General features: G+C 66.6%; 21 protein-coding genes and 1 riboswitch. Of the genes, 12 read left to right on the top strand and 9 right to left on the bottom strand.

Annotated elements, in window-relative coordinates:
- The first annotated feature begins 1 nt into the window (after position 1).
- Positions 2 to 478: a WbuC family cupin fold metalloprotein gene (locus tag PKB_RS23045; protein ID WP_043254859.1), complete on the top strand. Its 477-nt coding sequence runs from the start codon at positions 2 to 4 to the stop codon at positions 476 to 478.
- A 160-nt stretch (positions 479 to 638) separates the two neighbouring features.
- Complete coding sequence (locus PKB_RS23040; protein ID WP_043254857.1) at positions 639 to 2,063, top strand: aldehyde dehydrogenase family protein; 1,425 nt, start codon at positions 639 to 641, stop codon at positions 2,061 to 2,063.
- Positions 2,064 to 2,231: 168 nt separating this feature from the next.
- On the opposite strand, the gene PKB_RS23035 is transcribed toward PKB_RS23040, so the two are convergent.
- Positions 2,232 to 3,146 (bottom strand): LysR family transcriptional regulator, encoded by a 915-nt coding sequence (locus PKB_RS23035; protein ID WP_043254856.1) that lies wholly within the window; start codon positions 3,144 to 3,146, stop codon positions 2,232 to 2,234.
- Positions 3,147 to 3,286: 140 nt separating this feature from the next.
- Between PKB_RS23035 and PKB_RS23030 the strand changes: the two genes are divergently transcribed.
- The 3 genes from PKB_RS23030 to PKB_RS23020 all read left to right on the top strand — a co-directional run bounded on the left by PKB_RS23030 (position 3,287) and on the right by PKB_RS23020 (position 4,705).
- Entirely contained in the window at positions 3,287 to 3,772 is a 486-nt protein-coding gene (locus PKB_RS23030) for a hypothetical protein (RefSeq protein WP_043254854.1), read from the top strand.
- An 80-nt stretch (positions 3,773 to 3,852) separates the two neighbouring features.
- Positions 3,853 to 4,140, top strand: a complete 288-nt coding sequence (locus tag PKB_RS23025; protein WP_043254852.1) for a PA4642 family protein — start codon at positions 3,853 to 3,855, stop codon at positions 4,138 to 4,140.
- Positions 4,141 to 4,303: 163 nt separating this feature from the next.
- On the top strand, positions 4,304 to 4,705 hold the full coding sequence (locus tag PKB_RS23020) for a VOC family protein (protein WP_043254851.1): 402 nt from the start codon (positions 4,304 to 4,306) through the stop codon (positions 4,703 to 4,705).
- A gap of 46 nt (positions 4,706 to 4,751) precedes the next feature.
- Here PKB_RS23020 and mqo read toward each other — a convergent pair whose 3' ends face one another.
- Positions 4,752 to 6,236 (bottom strand): malate dehydrogenase (quinone), encoded by a 1,485-nt coding sequence (mqo, locus tag PKB_RS23015; RefSeq protein WP_043254850.1) that lies wholly within the window; start codon positions 6,234 to 6,236, stop codon positions 4,752 to 4,754.
- Between the two features lie 492 nt (positions 6,237 to 6,728).
- Between mqo and PKB_RS23010 the strand changes: the two genes are divergently transcribed.
- Positions 6,729 to 7,316 (top strand): YajG family lipoprotein, encoded by a 588-nt coding sequence (locus PKB_RS23010; RefSeq protein WP_043254848.1) that lies wholly within the window; start codon positions 6,729 to 6,731, stop codon positions 7,314 to 7,316.
- A 61-nt stretch (positions 7,317 to 7,377) separates the two neighbouring features.
- Here PKB_RS23010 and PKB_RS23005 read toward each other — a convergent pair whose 3' ends face one another.
- Positions 7,378 to 7,587, bottom strand: coding sequence for a hypothetical protein (locus PKB_RS23005; protein WP_043254846.1), 210 nt, complete (start codon positions 7,585 to 7,587; stop codon positions 7,378 to 7,380).
- A gap of 271 nt (positions 7,588 to 7,858) precedes the next feature.
- Between PKB_RS23005 and PKB_RS23000 the strand changes: the two genes are divergently transcribed.
- Positions 7,859 to 8,146 (top strand): hypothetical protein, encoded by a 288-nt coding sequence (locus PKB_RS23000; RefSeq protein ID WP_043254844.1) that lies wholly within the window; start codon positions 7,859 to 7,861, stop codon positions 8,144 to 8,146.
- Between the two features lie 68 nt (positions 8,147 to 8,214).
- On the opposite strand, the gene PKB_RS22995 is transcribed toward PKB_RS23000, so the two are convergent.
- On the bottom strand, positions 8,215 to 9,366 hold the full coding sequence (locus PKB_RS22995) for a 1-acyl-sn-glycerol-3-phosphate acyltransferase (RefSeq protein ID WP_084166704.1): 1,152 nt from the start codon (positions 9,364 to 9,366) through the stop codon (positions 8,215 to 8,217).
- 134 nt (positions 9,367 to 9,500) lie between these two features.
- Between PKB_RS22995 and PKB_RS22990 the strand changes: the two genes are divergently transcribed.
- From PKB_RS22990 to PKB_RS22980, 3 genes are read left to right on the top strand one after another with little or no spacing between them, the layout of a single operon-like run.
- Positions 9,501 to 9,683, top strand: coding sequence for a CPXCG motif-containing cysteine-rich protein (locus PKB_RS22990; RefSeq protein WP_043254841.1), 183 nt, complete (start codon positions 9,501 to 9,503; stop codon positions 9,681 to 9,683).
- Positions 9,683 to 9,946 (top strand): putative signal transducing protein, encoded by a 264-nt coding sequence (locus PKB_RS22985; RefSeq protein ID WP_043254839.1) that lies wholly within the window; start codon positions 9,683 to 9,685, stop codon positions 9,944 to 9,946. The genes PKB_RS22990 and PKB_RS22985 overlap by 1 nt, the downstream gene beginning before the upstream one ends.
- An 18-nt stretch (positions 9,947 to 9,964) precedes the next feature.
- Positions 9,965 to 10,582: an SOS response-associated peptidase gene (locus tag PKB_RS22980; RefSeq protein ID WP_043254838.1), complete on the top strand. Its 618-nt coding sequence runs from the start codon at positions 9,965 to 9,967 to the stop codon at positions 10,580 to 10,582.
- Positions 10,583 to 10,681: 99 nt separating this feature from the next.
- On the opposite strand, the gene PKB_RS22975 is transcribed toward PKB_RS22980, so the two are convergent.
- A complete protein-coding gene (locus PKB_RS22975) occupies positions 10,682 to 12,823 on the bottom strand; it encodes a methyl-accepting chemotaxis protein (protein ID WP_043254836.1) in 2,142 nt (713 codons plus the stop codon).
- Between the two features lie 194 nt (positions 12,824 to 13,017).
- On the opposite strand from PKB_RS22975, the gene PKB_RS22970 reads away from it, so the two are divergent.
- Both PKB_RS22970 and PKB_RS22965 read left to right on the top strand, forming a co-directional pair.
- Complete coding sequence (locus PKB_RS22970) at positions 13,018 to 13,842, top strand: M48 family metallopeptidase (RefSeq protein WP_043254835.1); 825 nt, start codon at positions 13,018 to 13,020, stop codon at positions 13,840 to 13,842.
- Between the two features lie 79 nt (positions 13,843 to 13,921).
- Positions 13,922 to 14,905 carry an NAD-dependent epimerase/dehydratase family protein gene (locus PKB_RS22965; RefSeq protein WP_043254833.1) on the top strand — a complete coding sequence of 328 codons (984 nt, stop codon included), beginning with the start codon at positions 13,922 to 13,924 and terminating at the stop codon, positions 14,903 to 14,905.
- Between the two features lie 92 nt (positions 14,906 to 14,997).
- Here PKB_RS22965 and PKB_RS22960 read toward each other — a convergent pair whose 3' ends face one another.
- From PKB_RS22960 to PKB_RS22945, 4 genes are all read right to left on the bottom strand, one after another.
- Positions 14,998 to 15,441 carry a ketosteroid isomerase-related protein gene (locus PKB_RS22960; protein ID WP_043254831.1) on the bottom strand — a complete coding sequence of 148 codons (444 nt, stop codon included), beginning with the start codon at positions 15,439 to 15,441 and terminating at the stop codon, positions 14,998 to 15,000.
- A gap of 96 nt (positions 15,442 to 15,537) precedes the next feature.
- Positions 15,538 to 16,119, bottom strand: coding sequence for a TMEM165/GDT1 family protein (locus PKB_RS22955; protein WP_156958068.1), 582 nt, complete (start codon positions 16,117 to 16,119; stop codon positions 15,538 to 15,540).
- A 92-nt stretch (positions 16,120 to 16,211) separates the two neighbouring features.
- A riboswitch (yybP-ykoY riboswitch) is annotated at positions 16,212 to 16,343 on the bottom strand.
- Positions 16,344 to 16,376: 33 nt separating this feature from the next.
- Positions 16,377 to 17,852, bottom strand: coding sequence for an amino acid permease (locus tag PKB_RS22950; RefSeq protein ID WP_043257677.1), 1,476 nt, complete (start codon positions 17,850 to 17,852; stop codon positions 16,377 to 16,379).
- A 62-nt stretch (positions 17,853 to 17,914) separates the two neighbouring features.
- Complete coding sequence (locus PKB_RS22945; protein ID WP_043254827.1) at positions 17,915 to 18,919, bottom strand: class I SAM-dependent methyltransferase; 1,005 nt, start codon at positions 18,917 to 18,919, stop codon at positions 17,915 to 17,917.
- Positions 18,920 to 18,926 lie beyond the last annotated feature (7 nt).

Here is an 18,926-nt window from a genome sequence, read left to right as displayed (position 1 = left end):
CATGGCCGGGCCGCGCTTCCTCGACCAGGCACTGTTCGACGAACTGAACGGGAAGGCGGCCGCCAGCCCGCGCCGGCGCCAGCACCACAACCTGCACGAGGTGGCCGAACCCTGCCATCGCCTGCTCAACGCGCTGCAGCCGGACACCTACATCCAGCCGCACTGCCACCGCGACCCGAACAAGGCCGAAGCCCTGATCGTGCTGCGTGGCAGCCTCGGCCTGCTGCTCTTCTCGGATTCCGGCGAACTGCTGGAAACCCGCGTGCTGTCGCCGCAAGGCGAGTGCGCTGGCGTCGACCTGCCGCCGGGCACCTTCCACGCCATGGTCGCCCTGGAGCCGGACAGCCTGATGTTCGAAGCCAAGTCCGGTCCCTACGAGGCGCTGGCCGACGACGAGCGAGGTGCTTGGGCGCCGCGCGAAGGCGAAGCGGGCGTGGCCGAGTACCTGGCCTGGATGCGCGCGCAGTTCCCCGCCTGACGCCTCCCCTGTAGGAGCGCCCCATGGGCGCGATTCGCGGGCATGGCCCGCTCCTACATGCATCGACGTCGATCGATGCGTGCATGCGCTTATAGGCATTTTTGCCGATCCATCCCCTGCCTATGCTCCCGGCCTCGCTCAATCCGCTTCCGAGGTCAGCATGCCTACCCAGCTCTATATCGACGGCCAATGGCGCGACGCCGCCAACGGCGCCACCCTGCAACCGATCAACCCGTCCACCCGCGAGCCGCTGGAAAGCGTCGCTGCCGCAGGTCCGGCCGACGTCGATCTGGCCGTCGCCGCTGCCCGTCGCGCCTTCGCCAGCTGGCGCGAAACCACTGGCGCCGAGCGCGCCCGCTACCTGCGCGGTTTCGCCGAGCAGCTGGAAGCTCGTCGCGAAGCGCTGATCGCCCTGCAGATGCGCGCCAGCGGCAAGCCGCAGCTGGAAGCGGAAATCGACATCGGCGACGCCATCGCCACCTTCGCCTACTACGCCGAGTTGGCCGAGGGCCTGGACGCCCGGCAGAACGCCGAAGTCGCGCTGCCCGACGCCGGCTTCCGTTCGCAGACCCGCTTCGAGCCCGTCGGCGTGGCCGGCCTGATCGTGCCCTGGAACTTCCCGCTGGTGACCAGCGCCTGGAAGGTCGCCCCGGCCCTGGCCGCCGGCTGCACCGTGGTGCTCAAGCCCTCGGAAATTACCCCGCTGATCGAGCTGGTGCTTGGTGAAGTCGCCGACGCCATCGGCCTGCCGGCCGGCGTGCTGAACCTGGTCCCCGGCCTGGCCGATGCCGGTTCCGCCATCACCGCTCACAAGGGCATCGACAAGCTGTCCTTCACCGGCAGCAACGCGGTTGGCCGCAAGGTCATGCAGGCTGCCTCCGCGCGCACCCTGCCGGTGGGCCTGGAACTGGGCGGCAAGTCGCCGATCCTGGTATTCGCCGACACGAATCTGGACGACGCCGTGCAGTGGATCATCGCTGGCGTGTACTGGAACGCTGGCCAGATGTGCTCGGCCACCTCGCGCCTGCTGGTCGAGGAGAGCATCGCCGACAACCTGCTGGCACGCCTGAAGGTAGCGGTGGAAGCGCTGCGCGTCGGCAACCCGCTGGCCGGCGAGACCGACATGGGCCCGATGACCAGCGAAGCCCAGTTCCGCAAGGTCCAGGACTACTTCGCCGTCGCCCGCGACGAAGGCCTGACCCGCCTGACCGGCGGCGAAGTGGGCGAGGGCTGGTGCATCCAGCCGACCGTCTACGTCGACGTGCCGGAAGACAGCCGCCTGTGGCGCGAGGAAATCTTCGGCCCGGTACTCTGCGTACGTCGCTTCGCCGACGAGGCCGACGCCCTGCGCCAGGCCAACGACTGCGACTTCGCCCTGGCTGCGACCGTGGTCAGCGCCGACCTCGAGCGCGCCCAGCGCGTCGCCGAGCGCCTGGAGGCCGGCCATGTCTGGCTGAACTCGCCGCAAGTGGTGTTCCCGCAGACCTCCTGGGGCGGCGGCAAGGCCAGTGGTATTGGCCGTGAACTCGGCCCGTGGGGGCTGTCGGCGTTCCTCGATATCAAGCACATCACCGCACCGCGCTGAGGCTCTGTACTTGTAGGAGCAACTGTCTTTTGGGCTCCCGCGTTCGCGGGAGTGACGGGATCAAGATTCGTCTTCTCTTGCGTCTTCCCCGCGAATGCGGGGACCCAAGAAGCACGTAGGAGCGGACTCTGTCCGCGATGGCACGAGCTATCGCGGATAAATCCGCTCCTACGTTCTCTCCGGCAGCGGTGCCCCATGCACGGCACAAAGATCTTCAGCCAACGCCTGTAAAGCCTGGTTATGGCCCATGTCGTCACGCACCACCAGGCTGTGGCTGATGCCGTAGCCAAGCTGGTCGGCCAGCAGCGTGCGCATTGCGCCCTGCTCGACCCAGCGCTGCGCATAGTGCGTCGGCAGATAGCCCAGATGGGTGCCGGCGCGCACCGCATGAATCACCGCTTCCATGTTGCTGGCCAGCGCCGTGCTGCGCCTTGGGTCGGCCGGCAATTGCACGTCCGCCTGGGCGTAGCCGTATTGCACCCAGGCGCAGGCTTCCAGGTCGGCTTGGGTTAGCTCTTCGCGGTCGAACAGCGGATGGCTCTGGCCGCAGAACACCGCCACGCGTTCGCTGTAGAGCGGCTGGTAGCGCAGGTTCGGCAACTGCCGGCTGAAGCAGGCGACGGCCAGGTTCAGCTCGCCGCCGAGCATCTGCCGCTCCAATTCCGTGGATGAACCTATCGACAGGTGCAGGCGCACGTCCTGATCGCGTGCGCAGAAGCGCGCCAGCGCCTCGTGGATGCGCGCCTCGGGCAGGGTGGCGATGTTGTCGGCCAGGCCGATGCTCAGCTCGCCGACCAGGCGTCCGGCCAGTGATTGCACCTGGTCGCGGAAATCTCCCAGCGCACTGAACAGCACCTGGCTGTGGTCCAACACCCGGCGGCCCTTTTCGGTCAGGCGGAAGCCGCTCTTGCCGCGTTCGCACAGGCGGTAACCCAAGCGTGTTTCGAGGCTGGCGATATGCGTGCTGATGGTCGACTGGCCCATGCCCAGCTCGCTTTGCGCGGCGGAGAAGCCGCCGCAGCGCACCACGGTGGCGAAGATGCGCAGCAGGCGTAGGTCGAGGTCGGAGACGTTGTGCAGCATGGGGCTCCCGTATCCGTCCGTTGGAATGCGTGTGTTGTGATACATCGAATCCTATCAATGCGTCCGCCTGCGACCAAGGCCCATGGGAGCGTGCCGGAACGCATGCTAGAGTGCCGGACGATTTTTTCCCGGGGGTCGAGATGGTCCTGCGTAACCTGCTTTTCGCTTTCGGCCTGGCGCTGTCCGGGCCGCTGTTCGCCGCCGAACCGGCTGTGGCTCATGCGCAATTCCTGCCGCCGGACGACAACGGCGTGCGCGTCGGCAAGCCGGACCAGCAGCAACTGCTGCAGGTCACCGAGTACAGCGTGGTCCTGGGCAACCAGCGGCAGTCGAACCAACAGCCGATTCCGATCACCACCCCGGCGCTCCTGCGCCTGAAGGGCAAGGCGATGAACAAGGGCGGCGACGTCACCCAGGTGCTGATCAGCTTCGACAGCGAGGGCAAGAGCCTGAAGAAGCCCAGCTACGACGCCGACAGCCGTACCCTCAGCCTGTCTTACCCGGCCGCAGCCTATCCGCAGCTGCTCGACCTGCTGCGCCACGGTCCGGTTTACTGCCAGTTCCTCAGCTACCCCAACGGCCACATCTGGGCCGACCTGCACAGCGGCGCCGTGCGCGTGCGTTGAGCCGGCGCCCGCCGCGGGGTTACACTGCCCGCCTTTCGTGACGGCCGGGCCGTCGACAGATGCCGTAGAGAGAACGAGCGATGCGTAAAGACAAGAAGCAGGTGATTGGCGAAGAGATCGGCGACGAGTCGATCAAGCTGTTCCTCGAGGTCGAGCCGGCCGATGACACCCCGCCGTCGCTGCACAAGCTGATCAAGGCTTATCGCGGTCTGCGCATCGACGACTTCGAGCGTTTCGTGAAGTTCTTCGTCGAGGCGGGTTACGACCTCGGCGCCAAGGATGCCCACGGCCAGGACTTCGTCGCCCTGATCCAGGACCAGCGCCTGGCCGAACCGTACATCGAGGTGATCAAGGCTGCCCGCGGCTGATCGCTTGCGCTGTGAAGAAGCCCGCCTAGAGCGGGCTTTTTCGTTTCTGCTGTCCTGTAGGAGCGCCCAATGGGCGCGAATCGCGGGCATGGCCCGCTCCTACAGAACCCTCGACCCCGCCTAGACTTCAGGGAAGAACAACGACAAGGCGAGGACGCAGCCCATGCATGTACAACCCTATCTGTTCTTCCACGGCCAGTGCGACGAAGCCATCGCTTTCTACCAGCAAGCACTGGGCGCGCAGCTCAACGCGCTTATGCGTTATGAAGAAGCGCCCGGGCCGACGCAGGTGCCCGATGGTTGGTGCGAGAAGGTCATGCACGCCAGCCTGCAGATCGGCCAGAGCGAGGTGTTGATGTCCGATGGGCGTGGCGAGCATGAGGCACGGTTGGCCGGCTTCTCCCTGCACCTGGCCCTGCACAGCGTGCTCGCCGCGGAAAAGGCCTTCGCCGCGCTGGCCGAGGAAGGGCGCATCGACATGCCGCTGGAGAAGACTTTCTGGGCGCAGCGTTTCGGCATGCTGCACGACCGCTTCGGCGTCGGTTGGATGATCAGTTGCCGCTGAAATGAAAAGGCCCGCCGGAAGGCGGGCCTTTTGCACTGCGGTGGACTTATTGGTCCAGCTGCAGCTTCTGCCAGGTGTAGGCGTTGATCTCGCGGTACGCCGAGGCATCGGTTTCCAGCTGCTTCTCGCGTGCCGGGAAGATCTCCTTGAGCTTGGCGCTCCAGGTGGCCGACTTGTACTGCTCCGGGAAGCAGCGCTCGAGCAGGCCGAGCATGATCGACACGGTCACCGAGGCGCCCGGCGAAGCGCCTAGCAGGGCGGCGATGCTGCCGTCCTCGGAGGCGACCAGTTCGGTACCGAACTGCAGGATGCCGCCTTTCTTCGGGTCCTTCTTGATGATCTGCACGCGCTGGCCAGCGGTTTCCAGGCGCCAGTCGGCCGGATTCGCCAGCGGGTAGAACTTGCGCAGGCTTTCCAGGCGCTGGTCCATGGACTGCATGACTTCGCGCACCAGGTAGCGGGTCAGGTCCATGTTGTCGCGGGCTACGGCGAGCATCGGCAGCAGGTTGCTACCACGCACCGAGAGCGGCAGGTCGAGGAAGGAACCGTGACGCAGGAACTTGGTGGAGAAGCCGGCGTAGGGGCCGAACAGCAGGGACTTCTTGCCGTCGACCACGCGGGTGTCCAGGTGCGGCACGGACATCGGCGGGGCGCCCACTTCGGCCTGGCTGTAGACCTTGGCCTGGTGCTGCTTGACCACTTCGGGGTTGTCGCAACGCAGCCACTGGCCGCTCACCGGGAAGCCGCCGAAGCCCTTGCTCTCGGGGATGCCGGACATCTGCAGCAGCGGCAGTGCGCCGCCACCGGCGCCGAGGAAGACGAACTTCGCGCGGATCTTGCGCGATTGGCCGTTCTGGGTGTTCTTCACGTCGACCAGCCAGTCGTCGCCGGAACGCTCCAGGCCGACCACTTTCTGGAAGTAGCTGACCTTGGTGTCTGACTGCTTGGCCAGGCGGGCCAGCAGCTGGTTGGTCAGGGCGCCGAAATTGACGTCGGTGCCGTGCTCGACGCGGGTCGCGGCGATCTGCTCGTCAGCCTGGCGGCCGGGGATGGTCAGCGGCGCCCATTCGGCGAGCTGCGCGCGATCCTCGGTGTAGACCATCTTCTCGAAGGCGTGGTGCTGGCTCAGCTTCTCGAAGCGCTTCTTCAGGAAGTCAACGTCCTTGCCGCGCACGAAACTCAGGTGCGGGACCGGGTTGATGAAGTTGCGCGGATTGCCGAAGCCGTCGGTGCTCGCCAGGTAGGCCCAGAACTGCTTGGACACCTCGAACTGGGCGTTGATCTGCACTGCCTTCTTGATGTCGATGGAACCATCGGCGGCTTGCGGGGTGTAGTTCAGCTCGCAGAGGCCGGCGTGGCCGGTACCTGCGTTGTTCCAGGGGTTGGAGCTTTCGATGGCTCCGGATTCCTGCAGTTCGACGATCTCGAGTCGGGCCGAGGGATCGACTTCCTTCAGCAGGGTCGCCAGGGTCGCGCTCATGATGCCGGCGCCAACCAGCAGCACATCCAGAGCTTCGTGTTCGTTCGCCATTCTTGCTCGCCACACTCTCGTGAAGTAGTGAAAAACCTTCAAATCACGCTCTTATGGAGACGTGAAGCTCAAAGGGGAGGGCGTCGCTGCGGGCGGGTCCGGTCTCGGTCGGGAGGGGACTCGCGGCAATCCTTGCCGGAAACTTCAACGCAACGAACGGTACAAGGCGCCCGGCCTGTGGCCGTGGCGCGAGTGGCGTCTCTCTAGGAGGGTGTGGCAGCGTTGGGCGCGAGGCGCCGCGTGCTGCGCGGACCCGATCAGGAGGCGTCCTTATAATCGGGGGGCGATTATAACGACGAAATGGAAAAAATGCCTTCGCAGTTAGACTTTTTTCCTAGTTCTGGTCACTTGATTTCGTCGCCGGGCGGGGCCTTGCGAGGTGCCGAGGAACCCTGGGCAAGTTGCCAGCGTCCAAGTACCTGAGCGCTATCAGCGCGCTTCTCCGGCCGCTATACTCCCGGCCTTTCGTGTCCAACCCATGGAGACCAGAGCATGTTCCAGCGTGTGTTGCTCAGCCTGTTTGCCGCCGGCACCCTCGCCTTGTCCGGTTGCGCCCTCAGCCCGCAGCAACTGAACCCGGATCCGCAGTTCAGGGGCCAGCCCGTGGCTGTGGGGCAGGGCCAGCCGGTGGTGGTTAAAGTCGTCGATGGTCGTCAGAGCACCGAACTGGGGACCCGCGGCGGTCTCTACTCGGAAACCAGCTCGATCACCGTGCGCAGCCAGGACGTGATTCCCAAGCTGCAGTCCCAGGCCGAAGCCGCCGTGCGCCTGCTCGGCTTCACCCCGTCGCCGAACGCCTACAACGCCCCGACCCTGACGCTGACCCTGGCCGAGCTGAAGTACCAGTCGCCCAAGGATGGCCTGTACGTGACCGAGGCCACCATCGGTGCGACCTTCCGCGTCGACGTGCAGAACAGCTCCAACCGCTATACCGGCCGCTATGGCGCGTCCCTCGACCAGCGCTTCGGCATGGCGCCTAACCAGCAGACCAACACCAAGCTGGTCAGCGACGTGCTGAGCGACGCCCTCGACCGCGTGTTCAAGGACCCGACCATCGGCCAGACCCTGAACCAGCGCTGAGTCTTTTGGCGCAAACGAAAAAGCCCGGCAGATGCCGGGCTTTTTCATGGGCGCGAATTCGTCAGGCGGCGGCCTGGTGGAACGGGTCGGTCTCGTAGGCCGGTTGGCGTTCGTCGGCCTCCGGCAGGTCCAGGTGTTCATGGCCGCAGGCCTGGGTGTAGACCAGCCAGTGGTCGTCCTGGACGTTGAAGGAAAGCTCGGTGACGACGGCTTCGATTTCATCCAGGTGTTCGATCAGGTAGGCGCTTTCGTGGGCAACGATCTCGAGCATGACGGAATCTCCGTGGAATGGATCGGGGTGGCGAAAGGGGTTTTGCCAGTCACGTGCCAGGTCGAGAGAAACCCTTAGAACCCTTCTCGATAAAGCACACGTTCGTCGTGAATAAGACGACCGAGCTGGCTGCGGCCAATGGCGTGCAGATACAATCGCCGCCTAATTTTTCAGTCCCGTGACGGACCCCTGCGGTTCGTCGCCTTACGTGCAGAACTCGGCCTCGGCGTTTCAGCTTCAGGCGTGCAGTCCTGAAGTCTTGGAGGTTGTAATGTCGCTGCAGGCGCTCTGGAATCTGCTCCAGGCCCATCCCGGTCGTGTGGTCAACGACCTGGCCCTGTTCTTCTGCCTGGCCGGTGCCTGGCTGCTTTTCGCCACTCGTCGCCGCGAGCGCCATGCAGTTTCGCGCCTGGTCACCGAAGGTGAGGCCGAGACGTCGGCGCCTGCCGAGCTCGATCCAGCGACCGCGCGGATCAACCGTTTCTTCTATCACTTCGGCTTCGCCTGCCTGGCCGGGGCGGTCGTGCTGAGCAGCTACAGCACCCACCTGCGCGGCTGAGTGCACCGAAGCGATGCAAAAGGGCGCCCGAGGGCGCCCTTTTTGTTCGTTTCGCGAAGCTGACCCGATCAGCGCAGGCGGTACTGGTTCAGCACCGGAGTTGCGTACTGCAGGACCAGGTAGGGACGATGCTCTTCCGGGCAGGCGGCCAGGCGCCGTTGCCACTCTGCACGGGCGGCCTGCAGTTCGGCGGCGCCGAACAGGCTTTCGGCGCTTGGCACGGCCAGCGCCGGATCGCGCTGCTCGGACATCTCGTAGGCCAGGTAGTGCACCGGGAACAGCCGGTAGTTGCCGAGGATCTGCCGGTCGAGTTCGGCGGCCAGCAGCTTGGCGTCGGCGAAGTCGCCGGTCACCTCGTCGCCGAAGTTGATGTGCACCCGGCCTTTATATCCGGTGATGCCCTGCGCGATGCTCGCGTCGTCCTCCCCCGGCGCCTTGCGGTATTCGCCGGTGGTGGCGCGGGTGAACAGCTCACGAGCCTTGGCCGCGTCGCAAGGGTCGTACTCGTAGCTGATCGACACCGGAATGATGTGCAGCTCGCGCACGACCTCGGCGAAGGGTTCGTCCTTGCGGCTCATGTGGAACATCTTGAGGATCGCCGAATCGGTACGGTCGTCACCGTCCTTGGCGCGTCCCTCGGCCTGGGCGATCCACACCGACTCGCCGTCGACGCGGATCGAGTGGTTGATGTACGCCGACAGGTTGTTGTACGCCGCCAGCTTCTCGCGCCGTCCGGTGATCGAGCGGTGCACGATGAAGCTCTTGTTCAGGCGCATCAGGTCGCTGACGAAGGGCCGCTGCAGCAGGTTGTCGCCGATGGCGATGCGCGGCGTCGGCAGCTTGGCGTGGTAGATGGCGTAGTTGCAGAACGCCGGGTCCATCACGATGTCGCGATGGTTGGCGAGGAACAGGTAGGCGCGGCCTGACTTGAGGTTCTCGACACCCGAGTAGGTGACGCCGTCGGTGGCGTGCTCGATGGTGCGATCGACGTAGGGCTCGAACTTGTGCTGCAGGTCGTCCACGCTGCGGATGCCGGTGACTTCGCGCGCCAGGCGGTGGGCGATCAGCGGTCGCAGCAGCCAGCCGAAGGGGCCGGACAGGCGGGGATAGCGATAACGCGCCAGAATGGTGAGGAAGGCGTCGTCGCTCAGCAGGCGTTGCAGCACAGCCGGGACTTCGGCGTCGTTATACGGTCGGATGGCTTCGAACTCGCCCATCATGCTCTCTTGTTCATGGGTGTAACTGGCGTGGCCCGCTCTAGCGCGGGCTCTTCCCCCGGAAAGACCGGCCCACGCATGAGCGGGGCCGGTAAAAAGACCGCGGGAGTATAACGGAAGTCACAGGGGAACCTGCGATGCTCGAAACTCAGGACTATGCGTGCCCATACTGCGGCGAACCGGCCGAGGCCGTGCTAGACCTCTCCGGCGGCGACCAGCAGTACTACGAGGATTGCCCGGTGTGCTGCCGGCCGATCCTCTTCCAGTTGCAGACCGACGGCGTCCAGTGGTCGCTGGAGGTTCACCGGGAGGACGATTGATGCAGCGCGTCTACGAACCGGCCGACCTGGCCGAAGCCGAGTTGCTCTCCGGCGTGCTCGCCAGCGAGGGCATCACCTGCCACCTGGGCGGGCGCCATCTGCTCGGCGGCATCGGTGAATTGCCGATGCATGGGTTGCTGCACCTGTGGGTGGAAGACGCCGATGCGCAGCGCGCACGTGGCTTGATCGAAGCGTACAATGCCGCGCAGCCCTTGCCGGGCCCGCCGGATGACGTCGAGCAGTCCGGTTTCCTGCTCTGCTGAGCCTGTGCTGGAGCCCGAATGACCGCCCGCTATGCCCTGTTCCGCTGGAATCGCGAGATCGCCGAATTGCCGGGCTTTCCCGCCGGCTTCACGGCCCGCTGGAACCTCGCCCCCGGCGCGCAGTTGCTGATGCTGCGCATGGAGGACGGCCAGCGTCGCGCCGACCTTGCGCGCTGGGGCCTGACCCCGCCCTGGCTCACCGATCTGTCGAAGACGCCGGCCCACGCCCGCGCCGAAACCCTGGCCGAACAACCGATGTTCCGCGACGCCTTCGCCAAGCGCCGCTGCCTGGTGCCGGCCAACGGTTTCTACGAATGGCGCGGCGTGCGCAAGCGCCCGTATTGGGTAGTCGGTGCCACCGGGCTGAGCTATTTCGCTGGAGTCTGGGAGGCCTATCCGGTGTCCGGCCACACCTATCTCAGCCTGGCGCTGGTGACCCAGGCCGCCGGCGAGATGCGCCGTCCGCTGCTGCTGGAAGAGGAGGGCGATCGCGCCCTCTGGCTGGACGCGGAAGCGCCGGTCAGCAAGCTGCTGAGCATCCTGGCGCGGCCGCAGGTGCGCCTGCGCGACCAGGCGCTGGCGAATATCGTGAACGATCCGAAGTGCGACGGGCCGGAGTGCCTGACCCCGGCTTGACCGCGCGGGTTTCATTTGCAGGAGCGCGCCGTACGCGCGATTCGCGGCCATGGGCCGCTCCTACGGGAACCCTGCGGGCGCAGGGCTCCCATCGGGACTTCAGACCCTGAACTGATTCACCAGCCGGCGCTGCTGCTCGGCCAGCTTGGTCAGCTCGGCGCTGGCCTGGGAAGCCTCGTCCGCGCCGCCGGCCACCTGGTTGGCGACCAGGCCGATGTTGGCGACGTTGCGGTTGATGTCCTCGGCCACCGCGCTCTGTTCTTCGGCGGCGCTGGCGATCTGGGTGTTCATGTCGTTGATCACCGACACCGCCTGGGTGATCGACTCCAGCGCCTGTGCCGCTTCCTGGGAATGGCGCACGCTGTCGTCGGTCTTCTCCTGGCTGTCCTGCATCACCTGCACCACTTCGCGGGTGCCGTTCTGCAGTTGCTGGATCATCGACTGGATTTCCTGGGTCGCCTGCTGGGTCTTCTGCGCCAGGTTGCGCACCTCGTCGGCCACCACGGCGAAGCCGCGACCCTGCTCGCCGGCGCGCGCCGCTTCGATGGCCGCGTTGAGGGCCAGCAGGTTGGTCTGTTCGGCAATGCCGCGGATCGCCACCAGGATCGCGTTGATGTTCTCGCTGTCGCGGGCCAGGGTCTGCACCACGCCGACGGCGCGGCCGATCTCGGTGGCCAGCGCCTGGATGGCGGTAGCGCTGCTCTCGACGATGCGCTTGCCGTGGTGTGCGGCCTCGTCGGCGTGATGCGCTGCTTCCGCCGCGTGGGTGGCGTTGCGCGCCACGTCCTGGGCGGTGGCGGTCATCTCGTGGACGGCGGTGGCCACCAGCTCGATTTCCGCCAGTTGCTTCTGCACGCCCTGGTTGGTGCGGATGGCGATGTCCGCGGTGTGCTCGGAGGAGTCGCTGACGTGCTGCACCGAGGTCACCACCTGGCCGATCATGCCCTGCAGCTTGCCGAGGAAGGTGTTGAAGCCCTTGGCGATGGAGCCGAGTTCGTCGGCGCGGTCGCTGGACAGGCGGCGGGTGAGGTCGCCTTCGCCCTGGGCGATGTCGTCGAGCATGCCGACCAGTTGGCGCAGCGGACGGGCGATGCCGTGCCCGACCAGCCAGATCACCAGCAGGCCGATGGCGGCGATGAGCAGGCCGACCAGGGTCATGCCCAGGGTGTCGGAATCGCTCTGCGCCTTGAGGTCGCCTTGCAGTTGCTTGAGTTCGCCGAGCACGGCCTGGCGCGGGATTTCCAGCATCAGGGTCCAGCGGGTGCCGGTGTCGCCGATGGAGAAGGGCAGGAACAGCACGATGGAGTCGTGGGCGCTGTCCTGCACGTGCAGGGGCTCTTCGCCCTGAACCTTGGCCAGGTTCTCGGCCTGGGTGCTGTCGAGCACCTTGTTGGCGGGTTCGCCGAGTTTCTTGGCGTCCTTGGTGTAGGCGACCAGGCGGCCATTGGCGGAGATCAGCGCCAGCTCGCCGGCGCCGTCATAGAGACCGGCGTCGGCGGTCTTCAGCAGGTCCTGGATGAAGTCCAGCGACAGGTCGGCGCCCACCGAGCCGCGGAACTGCCCCTTGACCAGGATGGGCGCGTTGAACGAGGACATCATCACCATCTTGCCGCCCATCTCATAGGGCGCCGGGTCGATCACGCAGGGCTTCAGGCGCTCTTTCGGGCACAGGTAGTACTCGCCCTCGCGAATGCCGGTGGGCAGCATCTTCTGGCTTTCCAGGGTGTCGCCCATGGCCTCGACGGTGAGGCTGCCGTCGGCCTTGCGGTACCACCAGGGCAGGAGCCCCCCGCTGGCGTCGTAGCCGGCGCCGGCCTGGCCGGCGTAAAGGCTGTCCTGGCCGGCGAAGGCATTGGGTTCCCAACCAGCGAAGGCGTCGAGCAGCTTGGGGTTCTGCTGCACGGTCTGGCGCAGCAGGGTGGACATCTCGCCACGGCTGATGCCCAGCACCGGTTTGCCCTCGGCGTCCTTCTCGTCCATCAGCATGTTGGTCTGGGCCAGGCCCTTGACCACGGTCAGCGGGTACTCGAGCTCACGCTGGATCTGGCTGGCCTGGGCGCGAGCCAGGGCGACCAGGCGCTCGTTGATGACCTGCTCCAGCAGTCCCTGGGTCCGCTCCTGGACCAGGCTCTGGGTTCGGCCACCGGCGAACAGCGCGTAAAGCACCAGCGCCGCCACCACTGCAAGGACGCTGGCTCCGGCCAGCGCCACCACGGAAAACTGGATCGACTTGAACTTCATGACGAATTACTCGCGTGCCAGGGACAGCCTGTCCTTCTATATCGACCGGGCTAGGGGATTTCCTTAGGCAGGCGTTGTAATGGGTTGTAACGCGGATGTGTCGAGGCGCTTGCGGAGCTGTTGCCCGCGTTCGGGGGGACGCCTACCATTGCGCGCTGTCCAAGGGACGAATGTGCTTCGTCAGGAGAACCACTATGTCCACCCGTTTCCGTTTCGCCGCCCTGGTCCCGGTCCTGCTGCTGACCGCTTGCCAGCCGGTGAACACCACCAGCGGCGGTGCCGTTGGCGTACAGCGTCAGCAGTACATGTTCAGCATGCTGTCCAGCCAGCAGGTCGACCAGATGTACTCGCAGTCCTATCAGAAGACCGTCGGCGAGGCGAAGACCGCCGGCAAGCTCGACAACGACAGCGCCGACGGCAAGCGCGTCAAGGCCATCGCCGCGCGCCTGATCCCGCAGACCGGCGCCTTCCGCCAGGACGCCCCGGGCTGGGACTGGCAGGTCAACCTGGTGAAGAGCGACGAGCTCAACGCCAACTGCGGCCCCGGCGGCAAGATCATCTTCTACAGCGGCCTGATCGATAAGCTGCACCTCTCCGACGACGAGATCGCCGCGGTGATGGGCCACGAGATCGCCCACGCCCTGCGCGAGCACGGCCGCGAGCAGATGTCCCGCGCCTACGCCGTGCAGATGGGCGAGAGCCTCGGCGGTGCGCTGCTCGGCCTGGGCCAGGGTGGCATGCAGATGGCCGACCAGGTGGTGCAGTACAGCCTGACCCTGCCCAACAGCCGGCAGAACGAGACCGAGGCCGACCTGATCGGCCTGGAGCTGGCCGCCCGCGCCGGCTACAACCCCAACGCCGCGCTGACCCTGTGGCAGAAGATGGGCCAGGCTGGCGGTGGCGAGGCGCCGCCGGAGATCCTCAGTACCCACCCGGCGGACAGCACGCGCATGGCCAATCTGCAGGCCGCCATTCCCAAGGTGATGCCGCTGTACGAACAGGCCAAGGGCCGCAATTGATACACGGGGGGATCGAGCGCCTCGATCCGTTGCTGCCGGCCGCACGCGCGGCCGGCCCGGGCATCAACAGGGAGCGCCTGTGAAAATCGCAGTACTGGGAGCCACCGGGCTTCTCGGCCACCATGCCGCCCGCGCCATCAAGGCTGCCGGGCACGAGTTGGTGCTGATCCATCGACCTTCCTCGCAGATCCAGCGCCTGGCCTATCTGCAGCCGGAGTGCCGCGTCGCCGAGCTGTACGACTACCGTGGTCTGGAGCGCGCCCTGAGCGGGCTCGACGCGGTGATCTTCAGCGCCGGCTACTACCCCAAGCGGCCGCGTCGCTGGCAGGAAGAAGTGGCCAGCGCGCTGGACCAGACCAACCATTTCTACGCCGCCTGCCAGCACAACAAGGTGCCGCGCATTCTTTATGTCGGCTCGGCCTTCGCCCTGCCCATGCACCCGCAGGGGCTGCCCGGGCACGAAGGGCTGTTCTACGAAGGCCTGCCCACCGGCAAGAGTGCCTACGTGATGTGCAAGTGGGCGCTCGACGAGCAGGCCCGTGAACAGGCTCGCGGCGGACTGCCGGTGGTCATCGGCATTCCCGGCATGGTGCTGGGCGAGCTGGACATCGGCCCGACCACGGGGCGCCTGATCACGGCCATCGGCCGTGGCGAGATGTCCCATTACGTGCCGGGGCGACGCAACGTCATCGATGCCGGCGAGGCAGGGCGCGGGCTGCTGCAGACGCTGGAGCGCGGACGCATCGGCGAGCGCTACCTGCTGACTGGGCATAACGTCGAGATGGGCGAACTGACCGCGACCATCGCCCAGTTGCTGGGCAAGCCGGCACCGCTGCCGATGCCGCTGCATCGCGCCCGCGCGCTGGCGACCCTGGGCCGCTGGCGCTACCGGCTGACCGGAAAGCTGCCGCTGCTCGACGACACCGCCATCGAGGTCATGGCCGGCGGGCAGTTCCTCGACGGGCGCAAGGCCCGCGACGAGCTGGGCTTCCAGAGCAGCGTGCCGCTGGAAGATACGCTGCGCCGGGCGATCGCCTGGTTCCGCTCCAACGGCTACCTGTGAGGCTGGCTGGGTCCCCGCGTTCGCGGGGATGACCTGTGTAGGAGCGGCCCATGGCCGCGAATCGCGCGCATGGCGCGCTCCTACAGGGTTGGCTAGGGCAGCGTCTGCTCCGCCAATGGCCTTGGCTGCAGGCCCATCTGGCTGCGGAAGCTTTCCATGTCGATCAGCGTGCAGAGTTCCTGCAGCTGGCCCTGGCTGTTGAACAACCAGAAGGCCATGCCGGGGATGCTCACCACGCGGTCGCTGGCCGGATAGCCGAAGGCCGGGCGGCTGATGCTGCCGACCAGGGTGCTCCAGGTGAACACCTTGTTGCCTTCCTGGAGGCACTCCTCGATGACCACGTCCAGCTCGTCCATGGACGCGCGGATGCCTTCGATCAGGCGGCAGTAGCCGGCGCTGCCCAGGGGCTGGGCGGCGAAGCTGCTCTTGTAGAGGAAGTCGGGGCTGTGCATCTGGCTGGCCAGGGCCAGGCGGCCCTTGTTCCAGCTCAGGTCGATGTGATGGCGCGCCAGGCGCTTGAGGTCCTTGTCGGTCATGGCTGTTTCCTTCAGCAGGGGGCGACGGCCGACAGTCTAGGAGCTGGTGCGGCGGCCGGGCATTGGCCCGACCGCCGGTGGTTAGCGTAAGAAACCTCAGAACAACCCGGAGAGCTTCGCCGCGTGCCAGGCTGCAGCCAGGCCGAGCACGGCGAAGGCGCTGGCCGCCAGGCGGCGGATGAGCGCCAGCGGCAGGCGTTCGGCGGCGAAGTTGCCGGCCAGGACGACTGGCACGTTGGCCAGCAACATGCCGATGGTGGTGCCGGCCACGACCAGCCAGAAATGCGGGTACTGCGCGGCGAGCATCACGGTGGCGACCTGGGTCTTGTCGCCCATCTCGGCGAGGAAGAAGGCGATCAGGGTGGTGAGGAAGGGGCCGAATTTCTTCAGGCCGCCGCCTTCGTCGTCGTCCAGCTTGTCCGGAATCAGCGTCCAGGCCGCCACGGCGAGGAAGGACGCGGCCAGCAGCCAGCTCAGCGTGGCTTCGGAGAAGAAGGTCGAGACCCATTTGCCGACGGCGCCGGCGACGAAGTGGTTGGCCAGGGTGGCGGCGATGATGCCGGCGATGATCGGCCAGGGCTTGCGGAAGCGCGCGGCGAGGACGAGGGCGAGCAGTTGCGTCTTGTCGCCGATTTCGGCGAGGGCGACCACGAGGATCGGGACGAAGAGGGATTCCATCAGGCTTTTTCCTTGGGGGCGGGTCGACAGAGCACCATGACACGTGCCATCCGCCCGCCCCGGGCCGGATCGCTCGTGTCATAGGTCTTGTCAAACCCTCGGCCCGGGAGACGGGCCGAGGGTCGCACGCGCCATGGCCTGTGGGCCAAGTATGTTGACGCGCGCCGGGCGAGGGCCGCAGGCCGCTCGCGGGAGACTACTCCCCTAGGACGGCGCGCATTCTGCCCAACTCGGGCAGGGAGGGCAAGGCGCGCCGGTCAGTCGTCGTCGCCGGCGCGGACGTCCATTTCCTCGTAGCGCACGAAGCGGCTGCCGTGCTTGAGCCGGTAGCCCCACCAGATCGCCAGGAACAGCGGCAGGCTGATGTAGGTGGCGGCCAGGCCCGCCCAGTCGATGCGCTCGCCGATGAAGGCCTGGTAGTTCTGCCCGAGGGTGATCGCCAGGCACAGGCTGAAGGCGAACAGCGGGCCGAAGGGGAACCACTTGGCGCGGTAGGGCAAGTCCTCCAGGCGCCCGCCCTGTGCCAGGAAGCCCTTGCGGAAGCGGTAGTGCGAGGCGGCGATGCCCAGCCAGACGATGAAGCCGCACATGCCCGAGGTGTTCAGCAGCCAGGTGTAGACGGTCTTGTCGCCGATGAAGCTGGTGAGGAAGCACAGCGCGCCGACCAGGGTGGTGGCCAGCAGCGCCTGGCGCGGCACACCGCTCTTCGACAGTTGGGCAAACACGCGCGGGGCCTGGCCGTGCACGGCCATCATGTAGAGCATGCGGGTCGAGGCGTACATCCCGGAGTTGCCGGCGGAGAGGATCGCCGAAAGGATCACCGCGTTCATCACCCCGGCTGCGGCCGCGAGGCCGGCGCGCTGGAACAGCAGGGTGAACGGCGAGGTGCTGATGTCGCTGCTGTCGGTCTTCAGCAGGTTGGGATCGGTGTAGGGAATCAGCATGCCGATGACGAAGATCGCCAGGATGTAGAACATCAGGATTCGCCAGAACACCTGGCGGATCGCCTTGGGGATCGACTTGTGCGGGTGCTCCGACTCGCCGGCGGCGACCCCGATCAGTTCGGTGCCCTGGAACGAGAAGCCGGCGATCATCGCCACCCCGATCATCGCCTGCAGGCCACCAACGAAGGGCGCGTCGCCAGTGGTGAAGTTGCTGAATCCGGGCGCGTCGATGCCGTGCATGATGCCGACGATGCTGGCCAGGCCGATGCCGATGAAGATCACCACGGCGACCACCTTGATCAGCGCGAACCAGAACTCGGCCTCGCCGAAGCCCTTCACCGAGAAGACGTTGAGCAGGAACATGATGGCGAGGAAGCCGGCGCTCCAGTAGATGCCTGGAACGTCGGGGAACCAGAAGTTCATCACCAGCTGCGCCGCGACCAGTTCCGCGGCGATGGTCACCGCCCAGTTGTACCAGTAGTTCCAACCCATGGCGAAGCCGAAGCCGTCGTCGACGAAGCGGCTGCCGTAGGTCGAGAAGGACCCCGAATCGGGAATGTAGGCGGCCATCTCGCCGAGGCTGGTCATCAGGAAGAACACCATGACGCCGATCAGCGCATAGGCCAGCAGGGCGCCGCCCGGGCCGGCGGTGGCCACCGTGCTGCCGGAGGCGACAAACAGGCCGGTGCCGATGGAGCCGCCGATGGCGATCATGTTCAGGTGGCGCGGCTTGAGCGCGCGCTTGAGGTGGGGAGCGCTTTGCTGCGCCGACGCCGGAGCGTCATTCAGATTGCTGTTCACGGGAGTTCTCGGCTGGCGGGCGCTGGTGGCGCCCGGAATGAATCGGTGGCTCAGGCGCGCCGCGCGCTGTAGATGCGGAAGCCGTCGGCTTCGGCGAGGCTGCGGCAGGCTCCGAGGTGTTCCTCGATCAGCGGCGGATAGCGCAGGAAACTGTTGGCCACCAGGCGTAGTTCGCCGCTTGGGCGCAAGTGCTTCGCCGCTTCGCGCAGCAGGCGCTCGGTGGCCTCGTAGCTGGTGTGCACACCCTGGTGGAAGGGTGGGTTGCTGACGATCGCGGCCAGTTCGGTGGGAGCCGCGTCGATGCCGTCGCCGGCGATCACGTCGCCTTCCAGGCCATTGGCGGCCAGGGTCAGGCGGCTGCTCTCGATGGCGAAGGCGTCGACATCGAGCAGGGTCAGGCGGCTCTGTGGATAACGTCGTTTGAGTGTTGCACCCAGCACGCCGGCACCGCAGCCGAAGTCCAGCACGTGGCCTGTCGGCAGGCCGTCGAGGTGCTCGAGCAGCAGGGCGCTGCCGCGGTCCAGGCGACCATGGCTGAACACGCCGGGCAGGGTCAGCACCTGCAGCTCGCCATCGGCCAGCGGCAGGCTGTAGCGCTGGGCCAGGGCATGCAGGTCGGGGGCGGGCGGCGCTTCGCCGATGCTGGCGTGCCAGAGCTGGCAGTGGCGCGCGCTGTCGAGCTTGGCGGCTTTCGCCAGGGTGCCGAGTTGCTTGGCTGCGCGTTCGACGCCTGCGCGTTTTTCACCGACCAGGTAGAGGTGGCCGTGTGGCACCTGGCTGGCCAGCGCGGCCAGGAGATAGTCGGTCAGTTCGCGGGACTTGGGGAGGAACAGCACCGCGGCTTCGAACGGGCCGGGCGGCGGCGTCACGCCGAAATGGCAGCGGCCGGGGAAGCGTGCCTCGAGCAGACGTTGCTCGCCGGCGTGCCAGCTCCAGCCTTGCGCCTGGGGCAGCTCGCCGAGCAGGTCGTCGGCAGGCAGGCCGGCCAGCAGGACATGGCCGCCGAGGCGTTCGATCTGGCGCAGCAGCACCTCACTGGTGGGGGCGTTGGACATGCGGCCT

The organism is Pseudomonas knackmussii B13 (assembly GCF_000689415.1).
Classification (GTDB): Bacteria; Pseudomonadota; Gammaproteobacteria; order Pseudomonadales; family Pseudomonadaceae; genus Pseudomonas; species Pseudomonas knackmussii.
The sequence above is the reverse complement of the archived record's forward strand: the minus strand, read 5'-3'. Positions and strand labels throughout refer to the sequence as shown.

What these genes read in the sequence shown, in the direction of transcription:
- PKB_RS23035 (WP_043254856.1), bottom strand. Translation starts at nt 3,146, where the DNA reads ATGCTGCACAACGTCTCCGACCTCGACCTACGCCTGCTGCGCATCTTC.
- PKB_RS23030 (WP_043254854.1), top strand. Translation starts at nt 3,287, where the DNA reads ATGGTCCTGCGTAACCTGCTTTTCGCTTTCGGCCTGGCGCTGTCCGGG.
- PKB_RS23040 (WP_043254857.1), top strand. Translation starts at nt 639, where the DNA reads ATGCCTACCCAGCTCTATATCGACGGCCAATGGCGCGACGCCGCCAAC.
- PKB_RS22960 (WP_043254831.1), bottom strand. Translation starts at nt 15,441, where the DNA reads ATGACCGACAAGGACCTCAAGCGCCTGGCGCGCCATCACATCGACCTG.
- PKB_RS22945 (WP_043254827.1), bottom strand. Translation starts at nt 18,919, where the DNA reads ATGTCCAACGCCCCCACCAGTGAGGTGCTGCTGCGCCAGATCGAACGC.
- PKB_RS22980 (WP_043254838.1), top strand. Translation starts at nt 9,965, where the DNA reads ATGACCGCCCGCTATGCCCTGTTCCGCTGGAATCGCGAGATCGCCGAA.
- PKB_RS23020 (WP_043254851.1), top strand. Translation starts at nt 4,304, where the DNA reads ATGCATGTACAACCCTATCTGTTCTTCCACGGCCAGTGCGACGAAGCC.
- PKB_RS22975 (WP_043254836.1), bottom strand. Translation starts at nt 12,823, where the DNA reads ATGAAGTTCAAGTCGATCCAGTTTTCCGTGGTGGCGCTGGCCGGAGCC.
- PKB_RS22970 (WP_043254835.1), top strand. Translation starts at nt 13,018, where the DNA reads ATGTCCACCCGTTTCCGTTTCGCCGCCCTGGTCCCGGTCCTGCTGCTG.
- PKB_RS22955 (WP_156958068.1), bottom strand. Translation starts at nt 16,119, where the DNA reads ATGGAATCCCTCTTCGTCCCGATCCTCGTGGTCGCCCTCGCCGAAATC.
- mqo (WP_043254850.1), bottom strand. Translation starts at nt 6,236, where the DNA reads ATGGCGAACGAACACGAAGCTCTGGATGTGCTGCTGGTTGGCGCCGGC.
- PKB_RS22985 (WP_043254839.1), top strand. Translation starts at nt 9,683, where the DNA reads ATGCAGCGCGTCTACGAACCGGCCGACCTGGCCGAAGCCGAGTTGCTC.
- PKB_RS23000 (WP_043254844.1), top strand. Translation starts at nt 7,859, where the DNA reads ATGTCGCTGCAGGCGCTCTGGAATCTGCTCCAGGCCCATCCCGGTCGT.
- PKB_RS23025 (WP_043254852.1), top strand. Translation starts at nt 3,853, where the DNA reads ATGCGTAAAGACAAGAAGCAGGTGATTGGCGAAGAGATCGGCGACGAG.
- PKB_RS22995 (WP_084166704.1), bottom strand. Translation starts at nt 9,366, where the DNA reads ATGATGGGCGAGTTCGAAGCCATCCGACCGTATAACGACGCCGAAGTC.
- PKB_RS23010 (WP_043254848.1), top strand. Translation starts at nt 6,729, where the DNA reads ATGTTCCAGCGTGTGTTGCTCAGCCTGTTTGCCGCCGGCACCCTCGCC.
- PKB_RS22990 (WP_043254841.1), top strand. Translation starts at nt 9,501, where the DNA reads ATGCTCGAAACTCAGGACTATGCGTGCCCATACTGCGGCGAACCGGCC.
- PKB_RS23045 (WP_043254859.1), top strand. Translation starts at nt 2, where the DNA reads ATGGCCGGGCCGCGCTTCCTCGACCAGGCACTGTTCGACGAACTGAAC.
- PKB_RS23005 (WP_043254846.1), bottom strand. Translation starts at nt 7,587, where the DNA reads ATGCTCGAGATCGTTGCCCACGAAAGCGCCTACCTGATCGAACACCTG.